This window comes from Nostoc sp., from assembly GCF_036917815.1.
Taxonomy (GTDB): Bacteria; Cyanobacteriota; Cyanobacteriia; order Cyanobacteriales; family Nostocaceae; genus Nostoc.
On record NZ_JBALEK010000089.1, the window covers coordinates 114837 to 133506 of the forward strand.

General features: G+C 42.7%; 11 protein-coding genes and 1 CRISPR repeat array (1 of these 12 running past the window's edge). Of the genes, 7 read left to right on the forward strand and 4 right to left on the reverse strand.

Annotated elements, in window-relative coordinates; genetic code table 11:
- Positions 1 to 173: 173 nt before the first annotated feature.
- Positions 174 to 974 carry a PD-(D/E)XK nuclease family protein gene (locus V7K97_RS27180; protein WP_334804087.1) on the reverse strand — a complete coding sequence of 267 codons (801 nt, stop codon included), beginning with the start codon at positions 972 to 974 and terminating at the stop codon, positions 174 to 176.
- Between the two features lie 211 nt (positions 975 to 1185).
- Complete coding sequence (locus V7K97_RS27185) at positions 1186 to 1425, reverse strand: hypothetical protein (RefSeq protein ID WP_334804088.1); 240 nt, start codon at positions 1423 to 1425, stop codon at positions 1186 to 1188.
- Positions 1426 to 2302: 877 nt separating this feature from the next.
- Here V7K97_RS27185 and V7K97_RS27190 point away from each other — a divergent pair.
- From V7K97_RS27190 to V7K97_RS27205, 4 genes are all read left to right on the forward strand, one after another.
- On the forward strand, positions 2303 to 2848 hold the full coding sequence (locus V7K97_RS27190) for a PadR family transcriptional regulator (protein WP_334804089.1): 546 nt from the start codon (positions 2303 to 2305) through the stop codon (positions 2846 to 2848).
- A gap of 32 nt (positions 2849 to 2880) precedes the next feature.
- Positions 2881 to 6297 carry an efflux RND transporter permease subunit gene (locus V7K97_RS27195; RefSeq protein ID WP_334804090.1) on the forward strand — a complete coding sequence of 1139 codons (3417 nt, stop codon included), beginning with the start codon at positions 2881 to 2883 and terminating at the stop codon, positions 6295 to 6297.
- Positions 6298 to 6647: 350 nt separating this feature from the next.
- Positions 6648 to 8012 carry an efflux RND transporter periplasmic adaptor subunit gene (locus tag V7K97_RS27200; protein ID WP_334804091.1) on the forward strand — a complete coding sequence of 455 codons (1365 nt, stop codon included), beginning with the start codon at positions 6648 to 6650 and terminating at the stop codon, positions 8010 to 8012.
- Between the two features lie 153 nt (positions 8013 to 8165).
- Entirely contained in the window at positions 8166 to 11786 is a 3621-nt protein-coding gene (locus tag V7K97_RS27205) for an NB-ARC domain-containing protein (RefSeq protein WP_334804092.1), read from the forward strand.
- Positions 11787 to 12281: 495 nt separating this feature from the next.
- Here V7K97_RS27205 and V7K97_RS27210 read toward each other — a convergent pair whose 3' ends face one another.
- Together V7K97_RS27210 and def are read right to left on the reverse strand one after the other, a co-directional pair.
- A complete protein-coding gene (locus V7K97_RS27210) occupies positions 12282 to 12485 on the reverse strand; it encodes a hypothetical protein (protein ID WP_334804093.1) in 204 nt (67 codons plus the stop codon).
- Positions 12486 to 12496: 11 nt separating this feature from the next.
- The gene (gene def / locus V7K97_RS27215; protein WP_334804094.1) at positions 12497 to 13060 is read right to left on the reverse strand and encodes a peptide deformylase; all 564 of its coding nucleotides are present in this window, start codon (positions 13058 to 13060) and stop codon (positions 12497 to 12499) included.
- 148 nt (positions 13061 to 13208) lie between these two features.
- Between def and V7K97_RS27220 the strand changes: the two genes are divergently transcribed.
- The 3 genes from V7K97_RS27220 to V7K97_RS27230 all read left to right on the forward strand — a co-directional run bounded on the left by V7K97_RS27220 (position 13209) and on the right by V7K97_RS27230 (position 16873).
- Positions 13209 to 14111, forward strand: coding sequence for a cell division protein FtsX (locus V7K97_RS27220; protein WP_334804095.1), 903 nt, complete (start codon positions 13209 to 13211; stop codon positions 14109 to 14111).
- Between the two features lie 424 nt (positions 14112 to 14535).
- A complete protein-coding gene (locus V7K97_RS27225) occupies positions 14536 to 15345 on the forward strand; it encodes a DUF3598 family protein (protein WP_334804096.1) in 810 nt (269 codons plus the stop codon).
- A 16-nt stretch (positions 15346 to 15361) separates the two neighbouring features.
- Positions 15362 to 16873 carry a BamA/TamA family outer membrane protein gene (locus V7K97_RS27230; protein WP_334804097.1) on the forward strand — a complete coding sequence of 504 codons (1512 nt, stop codon included), beginning with the start codon at positions 15362 to 15364 and terminating at the stop codon, positions 16871 to 16873.
- A 303-nt stretch (positions 16874 to 17176) separates the two neighbouring features.
- Positions 17177 to 18670: a CRISPR direct-repeat array (repeat unit 37 nt; unit sequence ATTGCAATTCATCAAAATCCCTATTAGGGATTGAAAC); it runs 629 nt beyond the window's last position.

Below are 18670 nucleotides of genomic sequence, written 5' to 3' on the forward strand. Positions count from 1 at the left end.
AATTAATTTCCGATGAGAATTACCTTAAAAGTTCTAAACTCTGAACTTTTGTTAGATTGGGGGTTGATCCTCAGTTATTTTAGATTCAAAGGACTCTATATTACTTTTTAACTTTACACAAGAGTCTATAGGTATAATAAATTTGTTTTAGCAACACAATCCTGCGGATAAGATTAAAGTGAGACTTCTTGAATGCTGTCAAAATTTGGCAATGAGTCTTTCACTGTTTTTTCAGTTTCTGGGATGCGATGGCACCTTTTGGCAAACTGACAATAATCACAAATTTTGCTACCCTCCACCACTTGAGGAAACTGCTGATTATTTTGGTAAGATTCCAACGAATTAGTTAACTGGCTTAATAGTTGATTAAGTTTCTTTGCTGTTTGTGTGTGTTGAGCAGTGTTGTAATTAAATTTAATATTTTGCGGTTTGCCCTCAGATTGGACAAACCAGTAAGTCATGGAAATCTTTTCTGGCAAATAGTCGCTAGTTTCTGCCAATACATACATATAAAGCCGTGTTTGCCAGTTGGATTCTAACTTGCGTTTATTGGGTGGTTTAGGATAAGTTTTCCAGTCGAGAATTTGTGCTTGTTGGTTATCTGCAATCAATAAATCATAGATAACCGTCAGTAAATAGTCCTGAATTTGCAAGGTACGGTAGTGTTCACTTTCACGGAAAGTTTGATTATCAGATGCAGCCGTTAAGATTTCTGGGGCTGCATCAGCAAAACCGAGCATCCAGCTTTGCAGTTGAGCATCTGCTTGTAGGAAACTATCAATTGGTAAACCCATTTCTCGCTGCTGCATTAGCAAGTGAAAGCGACTACCCAAAGTTAGCCGTTCTTCTTGTTCTGGATTTGAGGGCGAATTGAGTTTTTCTAGATAGGTATGTTGAAATTTACGCGGACAAGCTTCTAGTAAGTTGAGTTGTCCTTGAGACAGTCGCAGTAGTTGAGTCGGAGTTGACAGCATTCTTCTATTTTAGTATTGCGGTTCTCCAATGGAAGCAATACACGGTAGGGACAGCAATGCTTATTGGTGTCAATTTAAGCTCAAACTCTTTTAAAACCTCGTTTCCAGCCTCTGGCTGGAAATGCACCTCATAGCGGCTCTGCCGCAAGTGTAGGCATTCCCAGTCAGAGACTGGGAACGAAGCAATCTGTAAAAGCTGGTTCTCCTACGATTAACCGCAAGACTCAAGAATCATAGCGATCGCAAATAGACAGACTAAGAAAATTGCGATCCTCTCAACCCATAACCGTAGAGTTTCGGATAAAAGCATCCCAACGATCGCGTTAGCCCCAAAAGTGTGAAACACAACAAAGGCTACTGCAAGACCCAGCAGCGCCAGCAGAAAATATTTGAGTCCTTGACAAAACCACTTGAACAGCAAACTATCGTTGTCTTTAAGACTGGGTTTCATAGTTTTTTTCCTGTTTTGAAAGTTGAATCTAGGCAGCAGATCGCGCTCCCCCGACCACACTAAGGAAACAGCTAATGCCCACAGCTTTACTCACACCAATAGGACTTACGCAAGAGTTACGGAATAACGAACCACAGAGGCGCAGAGGACACGGAGAAATAAGAGTTTGAGAGATATTTTGCGTAAGTCCTAACCAAGTCAAGGTACACAACAGTCCTACTCCTGAATGGAGTGGGAATGTCAACGAGGGTGGTCTTGATATTTGCAGATCGTGAAAAATTAAGCTCTTTGATGAATTCCCAGGGCCATCTGGATATCACAAATTAGGCGCTCAATGCCCGTAATCGCAGAGAATACACACTACGTGCATTGAACCCTCGAAATTCCTACAGGCAATTTGTCTACTTGCCTTTTTCAGAATTTACACTTCCAGCCTTTGCCTTGATCTCTTACTCACTAAGTTTCTTTTATTCACCCGTAACCTTACTAAGTCACCGTGATTTTAGCTGTCATACTCACTATAAAGTAACTTAGTTACTTAGGTCAAGGGAAACTCTCAAGAAAATTATTGAAATAGCATAAAATACTACAAACCCGCTCGAAGTCCCCATAATCAATGCTCATCTTTGTCCGGTATTGATGACTATAGCGGTTCTCCAATGGAAGCAATACACTTTGACCCCTCTCCAAACCTCTCTCCGCTTCGGGGAGAGGCTTTGAATCTTACTCCCCAACGCTACAAGGGTTGGGGCTGTTCTTGTTAGGTCTCCCCACTCCCTGCAACATCACAAAAAACTCTGACAACTCAACCTTAAGTACTTGGCTAAAAAGACTCTATTTGATATGGTTGATTAACATATCAGATTGATATAGCAAAATGCTGAAGCTGGCAGTATTAGGTCTCTTACAGCGAGAGCCATTAAATGGTTATCGGCTCAAGCAGCAACTAGAGATGTTTATGAGTTGCAGTATTTGTGTCAACTATGGCGGGATTTATCCGCTTTTGAAGCGTATGGAAGAACAAGATCAAGTGATGCTCTGTGGGGAAGAGGTACAAGAAGCTGGACATTGTGGAAAAGTATATCAGATTACACCTCTCGGCAAAACCACTTGGTATCAAGAGATGTTGGCATATCCTCATGAAAGTTGGGTAAATGCGCGAGCGCGGTTCTTAATCAAATTTTTTTTCTTTAGTTATTTGTTACCCGAAGAACGAGTGCAGTTAATTGAACATCGATTGATGTTATGTCGGTTACGCCTGGTAGAGAAAAAAGCACTTGAAATTACTGATGATTTATATCGAGCGAAATTGCAAAAACGTGCAATTGAAGTTATCCAATCGGAGATTGAGTGGCTAATTGAGCAACTTCAAACAGAACAACTCCAATTAGCTCAAACGCCAACTTCAGTAGAACAGCTTTAACATCCAAAACTTTTGAAGTATCCTAACTAACTATGTGGATCGTCAAAATTGCTTTACGTCTTCCGTATACATTCGCGATCGCAGCTTTGATGATTGTGATCCTGGGTGTAGTCACGATATTTAGTACACCAGTTGACATTTTTCCCGCAATTAACATTCCGGTTGTCAGCATAGTTTGGACTTACACAGGTACCACATCTGAGGAAATGGCACAGCGAATCGTCACCATTAGCGAACGCGCCATGACAACAACCGTTGGTGACATCGAACACATCGAGTCTCAATCTTTGAGTGGTGTTAGTGTCGTTAAGGTTTTTTTCCAACCCAACGCTAATATCGCCTCAGCCGTCGCTCAAATTACCTCTGTCAGCCAAACAATTCTCCGCCCTTTACCACCGGGGATCACACCGCCATTCATCATTCAATACAACGCTTCTTCTGTGCCAATTATCCAGATGAGTGTTAGTAGCAAAACCTTGCCAGAACAAGCGCTCAACGACTATGCTACCAACTTCGTCCGTACCCAATTAGCAACAGTGCAAGGAGCGAGTATACCTCTGCCTTATGGTGGTAAACCTCGGCAAATCATGGTTGATATCGATCCCCAAGCGATGTTGGCTAATGGGGTTTCTGCCCAAGATGTGACTAATGCTGTCAGTGCCCAAAATTTGGTATTGCCCGCAGGGGATATGAAGATCGGCGATCGCGACTTCGCCGTCCAAATCAATAATAGTCCAGATGTGGTGTCAGCCCTCAACGACTTACCGATTAAGCAAGTTAATGGTACTGTTACCTACATTCATGATGTCGCCCAGGTAAGAGATGGCTTTGGTGTACAGACGAACATTGTACGTCAGAATGGCAGGCGATCGAGCTTACTTAGTATTCTTAAGAGTGGTAATGCCTCGACCATTGATGTAATTGAGCGAGTAAAGAAAGCTTTGCCTCGCATCCAATCCACCTTGCCCCCAGAACTGAATTTAGCATTTTTGTTCGATCAATCTGTATTTGTGAAAGCTTCTATTCAAGGCGTTCTCAAAGAAGGATTGATTGCAGCGTGTCTTACCGCGCTGATGATTTTGATTTTCCTGGGAAGTTGGCGCAGCACTGTAATTGTAGCCGTATCGATTCCTCTCTCAATGCTGGTTTCGATCATTGTCATGAGTCGTTTGGGAGAAACTTTCAACATCATGACCTTAGGTGGTTTGTCCTTAGCAGTTGGCATTCTTGTAGATGATGCCACAGTAGAAATTGAAAATATCCACCGAAATCTCGGACAAGGTAAAGCAATCAAGCGAGCAATCTTAGATGGGGCGCAGCAAATCGCCACTCCAGCACTTGTCGCAACATTATGTATTTGTATTGTCTTTGTGCCGGTCGTGTTTCTAAGTGGAGTCGCAAAGTATCTATTTGTGCCGCTAGCGATGGCGGTAGTATTTGGGATGCTTGCTTCTTATGTGCTATCGCGGACTGTAGTACCGACAATGGCAAGTTATCTTTTACCATACGAAGCGGATTGGCATAGAGAAAACGAGGATCATAATGGCAACAATAACCATCACCTAGATTCGCCAGTTCAAAACAATAATGGTAACGACAGCCATTATATAGATTCACCAGTTCAAAACAACAATGGTAGCGATCGCCATTATATAGATTCACCAGCTCAAAACAACAATGGTAGCGATCGCCAAACACAAGAGACAACAACGAAAACTGCCAAACCTGTGAAGAAAGATTGGATATGGCAGCTACACGAAAAGTTCAATCGACAATTTGAGAAATTTCGCAGTTGGTACTATAGTGTCCTGAACTCAGCATTAAATCACCGCAGTATAGTCTTTGTGCTGTTTGGTGCATTTATCGTCAGTGCAGGAGTTTTGTTACCGTTCGTCGGTCAAGACTTTTTCCCTGAAGTTGATGGTGGTCAATTTAGCCTACACGTTCGAGCCTTACCTGGTACTCGTTTGGAAGAGACAGAAAGAATTGTTGGCCAAGTCGAAGACGTTATCCGTCAAACTGTACCAAAGGACAATCTCGCTCTGATTCTAGATAACATCGGCTTACCCAACAGTGGCATTAACCTTACTTATGGCTACAACGGTGCGACAATTGGGCCGGCTGATGCTGATATTCTTGTGTCCCTAAAAGAATCTGGTGCAACTTTTTCTTACGTCAAGGAACTCCGCCAGAAATTGAAAGCGACATTTCCCAGCTACACCTTCTTTTTTGAGCCGGCTGATATTGTAACTCAAATTCTCAATTTTGGTTTGCCTGCTGCTGTTGACGTGCAAATATCTGGCCCTCTAAAAAACTCAAAGGGCAACTTTGAAATTGCCCAACAAATCGCCGCCAGGATGACGCGCATTCCTGGGGCTGTAGATGTACATCTCCAGCAAGTTGTCGATGCTCCTAAATTACGGCTTGATGTCGATCGCACCGAGGCTCAACAACTGGGTATGACTCAGCGTGATGTTGCCAATAGCGTCCTCACTTCCTTAAGTTCAAGCGGTCAAGCTGCAATCAACCAATGGCTCGATCCCAAAAAAGGTGTGAGTTACACCCTTGCTGTACAAGTTCCCCAGTATAAACTTGACTCTATTGACAGCCTGAAAAATACGCCAGTTAGCAACGGTCAAACTGCACCGCAACTTTTAGGTAACTTGGCTAGTGTCAAACGCGACACAGTGATGCAAGTTGTCAATCACTATAATATTCAGCCAGTTTTCGATATCTACGCTAACTCCTCTGGTCGTGACCTTGGGGGAGTTGCCAGCGATGTAAATCGAATTATCGCTGATTATCAGAAAAAATTGCCTCGCGGTAGTCAGATAACTGTCCGAGGGCAAGTGCAAACGATGAACTCTTCCTTTCTGGGACTTGGTTTAGGACTTGTGTTTGCAATTGTGTTGGTTTACTGCTTAATGGTGGTGAACTTCCAATCTTGGCTCGATCCCCTGATTATTATGATGGCACTGCCAAGTGCCTTAGCAGGGATCATCTGGATGCTGTTTGTTACCCGCACTACTCTTAGTGTCCCTTCATTAATGGGTGCAATTATGAGTATAGGTGTGGCGACATCAAACAGTATTTTAATGATCACTTTTGCTAATGAGCAACGTGTAGAAGGGGAAAATGCCTATAAAGCAGCGTTAGCGGCGGGCTATACAAGGTTGCGTCCTGTATTGATGACTGCCTTAGCCATGCTGATCGGCATGGTGCCAATGTCTCTTGGTCTTGGTGAAGGTGGTGAGCAGAATGCACCCTTGGGTCGCGCTGTAATTGGTGGCTTGTCAGCTGCAACAGTCGCTACTCTGATCTTTGTACCTGTCGTATACAGCATTATGCGCCGTCAACCACCCCATCCTATTGATGAGGATGAAGACAATTTAAATTTCTCAGATCCAAAGACAGCATACTCGTTATCATCATCTCAAGGCAAGTCATAGACATAGAAGTGAAAATGACGTAGGCACAATTCATGAATTGTGCCTACCAAGGGTTCTGGATAACGCATATTTAAATTCGGTTGATGTCTAAAGTAACCTGAGTTCGATGAACCTCTCCCTCCCAGCCTCCCTCTGGGAAACGGAAAGGGAGGAGCAAGGAAAAATTCAGCTTTTTGCTCCCCTCTCCGAAGCGGAGAGGGGCTGGGGGAGAGGTCAAATAAGACTTGTCGAACTCACGTTAAAGTATGCAATTCGGACAGACTACAAAGAACAAAATTGTCAAAGCCAATGATGGTAATGACTCTAGCTGCTAAATTTTTGCAAACTAGATAATATGGAACGGTTTATTTATGGATTCTCAACATCGTCCATCTCCTGATTCGGAACAACAAACGACTTCTAGAAAACAAAAGCGCGGTATCGGTGGAATTGGTTGGGCTGTAGTTGGTGTTGTTTTTTTTGCTAGCCTACTGGCTATAGGTATTCTGCCCCGGTTAAGCCAGAGGTCAGAATTACAAGCAGCAGTCAAGGAAGCAAGCACCATCCCCTCTGTTAACGTGTTTACTCCCACTCGCGCTACTGCTAGTACCAAATTGGAACTACCTGGCAGTGTTGTAGCCCTTAATCAAACGACCATCTACGCTCGTAGTACTGGGTATTTACGGCGATGGTACGCAGATATTGGCGATCGCGTCCGAGCCGGTCAGTTGTTGGCAGAGATTGATTCACCAGACACCGATCAGCAAGTTCTGCAAGCAAATGCAGAGTTAGTGCAAGCACAAGCCAATGTGTCTCAAAGTCGCGCTAATTTAGCTAAAGGTATTTCTGATTTGAAGCAAGCCCGGGCTAATCTATTGATAGCACGTCAAAGCTGGGAGCGCTGGCAGTTCCTTGTTACCAAAGGTGCAGTAGCTCAACAAGATACAGATACAAAATATGCCACATATCAGGCTAATATTGCCAACGTTGAGGCAGCACAAAACACTGTTAGTTCTGACTATGCTAGCCTCAAAGCAGCACAAGCTAACGTCTACGCCAGTCAAGCAAATTTCCAGCGTAATACCGTATTACAGTCTTATAAGAAAGTTACTGCTCCCTTTAACGGAGTAATTACCGAACGTAACGTCAATACAGGTGTTTTAATTTCAGCAGGTAATACTAGCACCAGTACTAGTAGTAGCATCAGTACCAGCAACACCAATAATAGCAATACCAGCCTTTATACTATTGCTGCTTATGACAAGCTAAACGTGAATGTGAATGTTCCGCAGAGTTTATCACAGTCACTCCAGACTGCACAAACAGCGCAAATTACAGTCAGAGAGTTACCACAACGAGTGTTTACGGGTAAAGTAGTGCGTACTAGCAACGCTATAGATCCAAATACTCGCACTTTGCTAACACAATTAGAAGTACGCAATTCGGACGCGACGCTGCGACCTGGGATGTATGCTAGTGTCAAATTTGCCATTAATCGCAACGATCCTCCCTTTGTTATACCAGATAGTGCCTTAGTCGCTAACGGCGCAGGTACGCAAGTAGCAATTGTAACTAAAGATCAAACCGTGCATTATCAAAAAGTTGCCGTTGGGCGAGATTATGGTACTGAAGTAGAAATTACATCAGGTCTCACAGGAAAAGAATCGCTCATTGCTACTCCTACGGTTGATGAGATAGAGGGTTTACGTGTGAAGCCAGTTGCACAAACAAAGTAGTGCTTTGTCAAGCTACTTTTGAGAGTTTGTAGTAGGGGCAATTCATGAATTGCCCCTACCTGATTTAGTCTCGTTCCTAGCCTCCAGGTTGGGAACCAGTCATTGGCAGTAATGTTATCTCACCGAGTGAGATAACATTGGTGTGTAGTGAGTATGAGTCTGAATATGATTCCCGAAAACGTTCTTTTGGCTTTAGCCGAAAAACGGTGCTTGTCTAGCAGCGAGATCGAGGTGTTGTTATATGCCGTGCAGGGACAACCGCCAAATGCGATCGCTAAAGAATTGGCAATCAGCGCCGAAGCAGTACGCAAAAGATTAAGCGAAGTTTACAAAAAATTTGATGTTACTGGTAACGGACCTGGTAAACTCACTAAGTTACAGCAAGTTATCGAGTCTGAATATCAAGCATCTTCACAGAATATTACCCAAAACCGCCAAGATTGGGGTCAAGCGCCTGGAATCTGCGTTTTTTATGGACGCATAGCAGAATTGTCTCAGCTAAGGCAGTGGCTGATCAAGGATAAATGCCAACTGGTGGCAATATTGGGAATGGGGGGAATTGGCAAAACTGCTTTATCTGTGAAACTGGCAAAGGAAGTTCAGGGGAATTTTGAGTATTTGATTTGGCGAAGTCTCCGCAATGCGCCACCTGTCACAGAGATGTTGGCAAACCTGATCGGATTTTTATCTGATGGGAGGGAAACAGATTTGCCGGAAACCGTAGATGCGAGAGTCACGCTGCTGATTAATTATTTACGAGAGCGTCGTTGTCTTTTGGTATTGGACAATGTAGAGACAATTTTACAATCAGGCGATCGCGCCGGACACTATAAACCAGAATATGAAGATTATGGTCAACTACTGAGACGGGTAGGGGAAGAAACACATCAAAGCTGCTTGGTGCTGACATCTCGGGAAAAACCCAAAGAATTTGCTCCTTTAGAAGGAGAAGCATCACCAGTCAGAACATTATCCTTAGTCGGCTTAGGAGAAACCGAAGGGCAAGAAATTCTCCAAGATAAGGGGTTATTTGGGTTACAAGAGGAATGGGGCAAGCTAATTGAGAAGTATTCCGGCAATCCTTTGGCATTAAAGCTAGTCTCTGAACCAATTCGAGAGTTGTTTGCTGGTGATATCGCTGCCTTTCTTGCTGAAGGCGAGATCATTTTTGGCGACACTCGGAATTTACTAGATCAGCAATTTGAGCGGTTGTCAGAGATCGAAAAAGAAATAATTTACTGGCTAGCAATCAAGCGCGAGTTAGTTTCTCTGGACGAGTTGCTAGATGATATTGTGCGTCCATTACCCAAAAGGGAAGTACTGGAGGCGCTAGAATCTTTACGGAGGCGATCGCTAATTGAACAAAGGACAGCACTTTTCACCCTCCAGTCTGTGGTGATGGAATATATGATCGACCGATTAATTGAAGAGGTTTGTCACGAAATTACCACAGGTGAAATTAGACTATTTATCAGCCATGCTTTAATGGAAGCTACGGCAAAAGATTATATTAGAAACACTCAAATCACTCTGATTATTAAACCAATTATAGATAGGTTATCAAATACTTTTATAGCGGTTTCCATTCAGATGCGGTACAACATTACATCACAAGGTGTAGGGGCACGGCAGTGCCGTGCCCCTACGGGTGTACCTCACGTAAACGAGAACCGCTATAGATATTCTCAAAATCTCGAAAATCATCTATCGCAAATTTTATTGCAATTGCAACAGGTTCCACAATCAGTAGGGTACGCGGGTGGAAATCTGCTAAATATTCTTTGTCAACTCCAAACTGATTTAAGCGGCTACGACTTTTCTCATCTAACTATTTGGCAAGCATATTTACAAAGCGTGAATTTGCATCAAGTGAATTTTACCAATACTGATTTAGCTAAATCCGTTTTTGCAGAAACATTAGTTAGTATTTCGTCAGTAGCATTTAGCCCCAATGGAAAACTTTTAGCTACGGGTGATGCTGATGGCAAGACTTACTTGTGGCAAGTTGACGATGGAAAGCTACTTTTTACCTGTACTGGACATAGTAGTTGGGTAAAATCAGTTGCCTTCAGTCCCGATGGTCAAACTTTAGCTAGTGGCAGTGATGACCAAACAGTAAAGTTATGGGATATCCGAAATGGTAATTGTCTGACAACTTTGCAGGGACATAGTAATTGGGTAAGGTCAGTTGCCTTCAGTCCCGATGGTCAAACTTTGGCTAGTGGTAGTGAAGACCAAACAGTAAAATTATGGGATGTTCACACCAGAAAATGTCTGAAAACTTTGCAGGGGAATACTAATCGAGTCAGGTCAGTTGCCTTCAGCCCCGATGGTCAAACTTTAGCTAGTGGCAGTGAAAAACAAACAATTAAATTATGGGATATCCGCAATGGTGAGTGCTTGACAACCTTGGAGGGACATAGCAATTGGGTAAGATCAGTTGCTTTTAGTCCTGATGGTCAAATTTTAGCCAGTGGCAGTGACGACCAAACGGTGAAGTTATGGGATGTCCGTAATGGAAAGTGCTTGAAAACCTTACAGGGACATACTAATCGGGTATGGTCGGTTGCCTTTAGTCCCGATGGTCAAATTTTAGCTAGCGGTGGTGACGACCCAACAGTGAAGTTATGGGATGTCCGTAAAAGTGAGTGTTTGAAAAACTTACATGGGCATAGTAATCGGGTAATGTCAGTTGCTTTTAGTCCCGATGGTCAGACTTTGGCTAGTGGTAGTGAAAACCAAACGGTGAAGTTATGGGATGTCCATAATGGTGAGTGCTTAACAACCTTGCAAGGGCATACCAATCGGGTAAGGTCAGTTGCTTTCAGTCCCGATGGTCAGATTTTGGCTAGTGGCAGTGAAAAGCAAACAGTGAAATTATGGGATGTCCGTAACGATAAGATCCTCAAAATTTTAGATGGGCATAATAGTTGGGTACGTTCAATTGCCTTCAGTCCTAATGGTCAAATTTTAGCTAGCGGCAGTGAAAAGCAAACAATTAAATTATGGGATGTTCAAACAGGACAATGCCTGCAAAGATTGCAGGAACATACTAATCGAATTAGGTCAGTTGCCTTCAGTCCTGATGGTCAAATTTTAGCTAGCGGCAGTGACGACCAAACGGTGAAATTATGGGATGTACACACCGGAAAATGCTTCAAAACTTTGCAAGGGCATACCAGTTGGGTAAGATCAGTTGTCTTTAGTCCCGATGGTCAAACTTTAGCTAGTGGCAGTGAAAACCAAAAAATCAGGTTATGGGATGTCTCTACGGGAGAATGTATCAAAACTTTGCAGGGACATAGCAATCGCGTCAGGTCAATTACTTTCAGCCCAGATGGTCAGACTTTAGCTAGTGGCAGTGATGACCAAACGGTGAAGTTATGGGATGTTCATAATGGCAAATGCTTGATAAATTTGCAACAACATAGTAACAGAGTCTGGTCAGTTGCCTTTAGTCCCGATGGTGAAATTTTAGCTAGTGCTAGTGAAGACCAAACCGTAAAATTATGGGATGTCCATAATGGCAAGTGTGTTAAAACTTTGCAGGGGGCTAATTGGGTAAAGTCAGTTGCCTTTAGTCCCGATGGTCAAACCCTGATTTGTGGTAGCCAAGATGAGACAATTAAGCTTTGGGATGTAATGACGGGTGATTGCCTAAAAACATTGCGATCGCTAAAACCCTACGAAAAAATGAATATCACCGGAGTTACAGGGTTAACCGCAGCGCAGTTAGTAACGCTGAAAGCTTTAGGTGCAGTTCAAGATGAATAGGATTTACGCATAAGATATCCCTCAACCCCCTTAAAAAGTTGGCTCTTGAGATTCCCCCTTTTTAAGGCTACGGTGTACACAAGTTATCGAATCACAACCAGTCTGTCGAATTACCCCACCCTAACCCTCCCCTTATAAAGGGGAGGGAACTAGATAGATTTCTTGTTTCCCCCCAATATATCGGGGGGATTAAGGGGGGTAATTCTGAGATATCAGGGAAAAACAGACTTGTGTATACACCGGAGCCTAAAAAAACGTGAGTTCGACAAGTCTTATTTGACCTCTCCCTCAGCCCCTCTCCGACACGGAGAGGGGAGCAAAAAGCTGAATAATTGGCTCCTCCCTTTCCGTTTCGGAGAGGGAGGCTGGGAGGGAGAGGTTCATCGAACTCACGTTAAAAAAGGGGGGTTAGGGGGGATCGAGCAAAAATAAAAGGTAAAAGAATGAATTTTGCCTTTTTCCTTCATTCCCTTACCTTTTTTATGTACCTGATGCTTATTTCATGTTAGCCCTTGCATCCTTAACTGCGGCAAAGAAAAATAATCCGGTGAGTGGAATGCTCAATACCAGGATAATTGCTGTGGCTGCGACACCAAAATCCGGGTGTCCATAACCGAGTTCAAAAATTGAACCGACGGCGGCGATGGCACTTACACAAGAACCACCCAGAAATAAACTGCTTTTTGGAGTTAAATACACTAGCTGCCCCCCTATACTATTGGTTTCACCGCTTGATACGAGAAGCCATTCTTAGATAGCTCCTGGGCTAAAGTCAAGGAGTTTTCCACACGGTCTACAAATACCACGCCATTAAGGTGATCCATCTCGTGCTGAATGCAGCGTCCGAGGAGGTCATTAGCCTTTAATGTCCGGGGACGACCGTATTCGTCTTTATAGGCAATTTCCACCACTTCGGGGCGCTTCACGTTCAGGAATACATTCGGAATGCTCAAGCATCCTTCTTCGGCAACACAGAGTTCGCGGCTGACTTGTTTAATGATGGGGTTAATCAACACCAAGGGCGGATTAGCTGCGTTTTCTGGTTCTAAGTCGATGACAATTAGTTGTTTGTGAATTCCCACTTGGGGCGCAGCCAAACCAATGCCATCCTTGCTGTACATAGTTTGCAGCATTTCGCGCACTATTTGGCGGAGTTCGTCATCTACTTTAGAAATTCGCTTTGCAGCTTGACGCAACACGCGATCGCCTAAATAATGAAGCTCCAAAGGTGGATTTGTTAACTTTTTTTTCTCTACAGCAATTTCAGAGGGCATGAGTCTCGATGGCTAAATGGTGAAAATTCCTACTATCTTAATTGTATCAAGCTGGGGAGTGGGGAATGGGGAGTGGGGAGTGGGGAATGGGGAGTAGGGAATTGGGAACTATGAGTTATGAGTTATGAATTTTTGACTGGGGTGATGTATGTTTAAATCTCTCACAAAACTTGACTACTTACTCAAAGAAACTTTCCTCGGTTTATTGCGGGGAGGTTGGATGAATTGGGCAGCTATCAGTACTGTGACGGTGTTACTGTTTTTATTCGGCTTGAGTTTGCAAACCTCTTGGCAAGTGGAAAAACTTCTCTACCAGTTTGGTAGCCAGCTAGAAGTATCAGTTTACCTGGAACCGGATACACAGATCGAAAGTATTGAGCCACTGATTGCAAAAATGCCAGAGGTGGCGGGGATAAAAACCATTACCAAACAGGAAGCTTGGACTAAGTTAGTGAAGGAAATGAAAATTTCTGATATTGAGGGTGCTACTCAGCAACTAGGTGACAATCCTCTAGTTGATGAGATGAAGGTGAAAGCGCGAAATTCTCAAGTTGTACCAACCTTAGCAACGCAGTTGGCTAAGTTACGAGGAGTTGAGACGGTGCAGTATGTGGATGAAGCAGTGAAACGTATTGCCCAGTTGCACCAAGGCTTGAACTGGATTACTTTAACAATTACGATTATTCTGACTTTAACTGCGATCGCAGTGACTACCACCACAATTCGGCTGATTGTCATGGCACGAAGGCAGGAAATTGAAATTATGCAACTAGTGGGAGCGACTTCTGCTTGGATTTACCTCCCCTTTATTTTACAAGGAATTGCCTTTGGTTTAGTTGGTGGTGCGATCGCTTGGAGTTTTATTTCTCTGATTCAACAGTTTCTCGGTAAGTTGCTAGTCAATCAACCTGAGTTTATCCAAGTCATCACCAACAGAGTGCAACTCACTCCAGCAGAAATTTTATTATTGCCCCTGATTCTTATGAGTTTCGGTGCAGCTGTAGGATTAATGGGGAGCTTATTTGCTGTCCGACATTTTGCTAAAGGATAGGCATTGTTGACACTCCCAGCCCTAAAGGGACAGGGATTCTTGAAGAGTCCAAATCTGAACTTTCAATGGTGCTGGCAAAAACACCCTAGACACTCAAACCAACTATTTTTTAATGCTGGCATTGTGCTTACTTTTCCTTTATCTTTCAGAGTCCACAAAATTGAAAAATAATAACTACTCCGCAACCTGCCATTATTTGCCCTTTAACTATTCCGAATCGAGTCGGATATGTCCGTTGCCGGGATTTCTCCGTACTAGGTTGTTTCCTCGTAGCTGCGGTTATTCCTACTAGATGTACTTCATTCTACCATTTTCAAGGCAGTTAAAACTACCGTTTGCTTCTACTCAGGGCTGAAGCCTCTGAGCTTGTCAGCAAATCGTGTTTTTTCTTGTCAAATGACCAATGACCAATGACCAATGACCAATGACAAAATCGCAATGGGAATGTTTTTTGCAGAACCTCGGTGTTTGGGAAGGTTCATTTACCAATTTTTCTCCCCAAGGTACATTTCTGAAAGATACTCCTAGTCGTCTTTCTCTAGAACATTTAAACCACAATCAGAGAGTGCGCCTAACTCTGAACCGTTTGGGACAAGATTTAATCAGAGAATTTAGTTCTGTGGGTGGGGGTCTACTATTTTTTGAAACCGGTTCATTTTCTGAAGGTGTAATTCAACTAGGTCCATTTTCTGAATTTGGGGCAGAATTTGCTTTAGTTCATGAAAATCGGCGTTTGCGTCTGGTGCAACTGTTTGATAAAACCGGTCAGCTAAAGGAATTAATCTTAATTCGAGAACATCTCGCTGGAACGCCAGTAGCAGAACGTCCAACTTTGCAGATAAATGATTTGTTGGGAGAATGGCAAGGCCAAGCAGTGACGATATATCCAGATTGGCGTTCGCCTGATACTTACTCTACAACCTTAAAGTTACAACTTGATGGTGCTGGGCGATTAATTCAAAATACCTCTTTTCGCGATCGCACAATTACCTCAACTGCTACTATCAAAGATTCCATCATCCTCTTTGACCAAGAGCCAGAAAAGCAGATACAAGTATTAATGTTACCAGATGGAGCTTCTGCAACTTCTCCGCTCAAGGTGCAGTTACGTCAACCCTTATTTCTGGAAGTGGGTTGGTTAATTGAGCCAAACCTGCGCCAAAGGATGATTCGCAGTTACAACGAGAAAGGCGAATGGGTTAGTTTGACATTAGTTACAGAAGAAAGGGTGTAATGATAAAACTTTATTTATGCATATTCAAATAGCTGTAGTTGCGATCGCACTAATGTTAGCGAATGGTGAAAATCCAGAGGCTCTTGCAGAATCGCAATCTTATACTGACAATGGTGCTGGTAGTATTGTGACACCAAAACCGACATTACAGATAGAAGGTGGGTATGCCAAATATGGTGATTATATCGGAGCAACTCCAGTAGATGCTCAATCTGTCGAGTTTTCCCAGAGAATTGTCAAAAATATCGAGATTCATTTTATTAATAACAAAGATGAGTTGCTCGATGACAAAGGTCAGCCGATTAAAGGGCGGACTCAGAAAGATTTTATCATTAGTCTGTTGAAACTCAAACCTGGTCAGGTATTCCGTGAAGATTTACTGAAAGCAGACTTGCAAAGATTGAGGAGATTAGAGTCATTTAATCAAGTCAATGTTTATCGACAAGAAGATACTTCCAGCGTTAATCTTATCTATGAAATCAAAGAGCGTAGCTTCCCTTCTCTAATCTTAGGAGGCGGTGATAACGACGATGTTGGGCTATACGGTCGGGTGGGTTATAAAGATGCAAATATTAGTGGTCTTAACGATAAATTAGATACAACTGTGCAGATTAGCGGTAAAGATGTCCAGTTTAATGGTCAGTTCACTAGTCGTTATCGTCCTGAAGAACCAAACCGCTTAGGCTACACCATTAGAGCTTTTCGTAATCGAAATATATCAGGAACCTTCAACGAAGATATCAGATTGTCTAACGGTGACAGAGTACGCGAGGGAAGATTTGGCGGTTCTGTGGGAGTTTTACGATCTTTTGATGAGTGGGATACATCTGTGAGTCTGAACTATACCAGGATTAGCCTACGCGATGGAGAATATAACGTTGCACAGGTCGATAGCTTAGGGAGTCCTTTATCTGTGAGCGGTACTGGTATTGATGACTTATTTACAGTATCATTTGCCGTATCTAGAGATCAACGCGATCGCCGAGAAAATCCGACTCAAGGATCAATCCTCACCCTCAGCACAGAGCAAGCGATTCCCATTGGACTGGGTAATATTTCCAGCAACCGCCTAAAGGGAAATTATATTCAGTATTTACCAGTCAGTTGGATCGGTAATGGTAAACTAACTGAGAATCCAGAAATGTTGGCGATTAATTTCCAAATTGGCACGATTATTGGAGACTTCCCACCAGCAGATGCCTTTAATATTGGCGGACTAGATTCTGTCAGGGGTTACGATTATGGTAAAGTTGCCAGTGGTCGGAGTTATGGTTTAGCTTCAGTGGAATATCGTTTCCCAATTGTAAAGTCAATCGGAGGAGTTCTTTTTACAGACTTCGCCTCAGATTTTGGATCTAGCGAAAGCGTGCTAGGAGAACCAGGAGTACTGCGAAACAAACCTGGAAGTGGCTTTGGTTACGGTTTAGGATTGCGAGTTAAGTCATCATTTGGGCTAATTCGAGGCGACTTAGGAATTAGCGACCAAGGGGAAGTTAGATTTGAAGTTACCACAGGTCAGCGATTTTAATCCCAACTGTAATGTTACTAACCCTGTGGGAAGGCAAAACGCATCTGGGTTTGCGCGGAAGGGTAGGTGTACAAATTCTCCAGCCCGAGAAAAGTGCTTCTATCCCAACACCAGCAAGCATTTCACCCCACTAATAGACCAATTATCATCCGCGCAACCTCTGAAATGCTTATCAAAACAAGGTTTTAGCCTTTAAATTTTTCTGGCACTCTTCCCAAAGGAATTCTCTAATGCTATGATGACTCTAGACTCGCGCAACCGTACCTTGAAAACTAAATATAGTAAGGCTTTCAGGCTCCCGCCATTGCAATTCATCAAAATCCCTATTAGGGATTGAAACACTCAAATAAACATTCCATTAGCAACGGCGCACGAATTGCAATTCATCAAAATCCCTATTAGGGATTGAAACCAGTTTTTCCATAGCTTGAGCGGTATTGAGTATATCATTGCAATTCATCAAAATCCCTATTAGGGATTGAAACTGCAATCGCTTTTGGGGAACTTGGGGGAGGCTTAATTGCAATTCATCAAAATCCCTATTAGGGATTGAAACCAATGTAAGAGCGCCATAAGTGACGCTTTGGATGGATTGCAATTCATCAAAATCCCTATTAGGGATTGAAACTAGCTGTAATAGGTGGAAAAATCTAGGGGGCAAAATTGCAATTCATCAAAATCCCTATTAGGGATTGAAACATCAACTACCCCAGGTATGTACACTATGGCGTTATTGCAATTCATCAAAATCCCTATTAGGGATTGAAACCTTGTTTGCGCGTGTTGCTGAATAATAAGTGCCTGATTGCAATTCATCAAAATCCCTATTAGGGATTGAAACTCCCGGTATAAATTTAAATCTTGGAAAACGAGTATTGCAATTCATCAAAATCCCTATTAGGGATTGAAACTTCCAATATTCTCAATCATGTCATCTTGCCAGGAATTGCAATTCATCAAAATCCCTATTAGGGATTGAAACTCTTCTGCAAGATTTCTAATTGAGGAATCAATCTATTGCAATTCATCAAAATCCCTATTAGGGATTGAAACTTCCTCAGATATTTGAGGATACTTGGTTTCGGCTTCATTGCAATTCATCAAAATCCCTATTAGGGATTGAAACGGGCAGTCTCTGCTCATGATGCAACTGGCGCACCTAATTGCAATTCATCAAAATCCCTATTAGGGATTGAAACGCGATCTCAATGGCGTATGACTACGTGATAGATTGCAATTCATCAAAATCCCTATTAGGGATTGAAACTCCGATGGCACTTGCCCATATATCAATTTCTGGGGGATTGCAATTCATCAAAATCCCTATTAGGGATTGAAACTGCCCTCGTGTCTGGCAGCGCCGAAGGCGCGTCAGATTGCAATTCATCAAAATCCCTATTAGGGATTGAAACAGTACGAATTAAGAAATGTACTGTATGTAGGATTGCAATTCATCAAAATCCCTATTAGGGATTGAAACTGATTAAACATATACCTAACTTTTATTCTCCATACTTCGCATTGCAATTCATCAAAATCCCTATTAGGGATTGAAACCAATACTACCTGGGAACTCAACATGAAATGTATCATTGCAATTCATCAAAATCCCTATTAGGGATTGAAACTGATTAGGGAAAAATTGGTACAAATTTTCCCGCCCCTTGATTGCAATTCATCAAAATCCCTATTAGGGATTGAAACCCTTTTGGTGCGGCCATGGCTTTGAGCTTTGTTCAATTGCAATTCATCAAAATCCCTATTAGGGATTGAAACTTCTTATCATAAACCGGAATC

Coding starts and splice junctions, on each gene's coding strand:
- V7K97_RS27180 (WP_334804087.1), bottom strand. CDS start 974: ATGCTGTCAACTCCGACTCAACTACTGCGACTGTCTCAAGGACAACTC.
- def (WP_334804094.1), bottom strand. CDS start 13,060: ATGCCCTCTGAAATTGCTGTAGAGAAAAAAAAGTTAACAAATCCACCT.
- V7K97_RS27205 (WP_334804092.1), top strand. CDS start 8,166: ATGAGTCTGAATATGATTCCCGAAAACGTTCTTTTGGCTTTAGCCGAA.
- V7K97_RS27185 (WP_334804088.1), bottom strand. CDS start 1,425: ATGAAACCCAGTCTTAAAGACAACGATAGTTTGCTGTTCAAGTGGTTT.
- V7K97_RS27220 (WP_334804095.1), top strand. CDS start 13,209: ATGTTTAAATCTCTCACAAAACTTGACTACTTACTCAAAGAAACTTTC.
- V7K97_RS27195 (WP_334804090.1), top strand. CDS start 2,881: ATGTGGATCGTCAAAATTGCTTTACGTCTTCCGTATACATTCGCGATC.
- V7K97_RS27230 (WP_334804097.1), top strand. CDS start 15,362: ATGCATATTCAAATAGCTGTAGTTGCGATCGCACTAATGTTAGCGAAT.
- V7K97_RS27225 (WP_334804096.1), top strand. CDS start 14,536: ATGACAAAATCGCAATGGGAATGTTTTTTGCAGAACCTCGGTGTTTGG.
- V7K97_RS27190 (WP_334804089.1), top strand. CDS start 2,303: ATGCTGAAGCTGGCAGTATTAGGTCTCTTACAGCGAGAGCCATTAAAT.
- V7K97_RS27200 (WP_334804091.1), top strand. CDS start 6,648: ATGGATTCTCAACATCGTCCATCTCCTGATTCGGAACAACAAACGACT.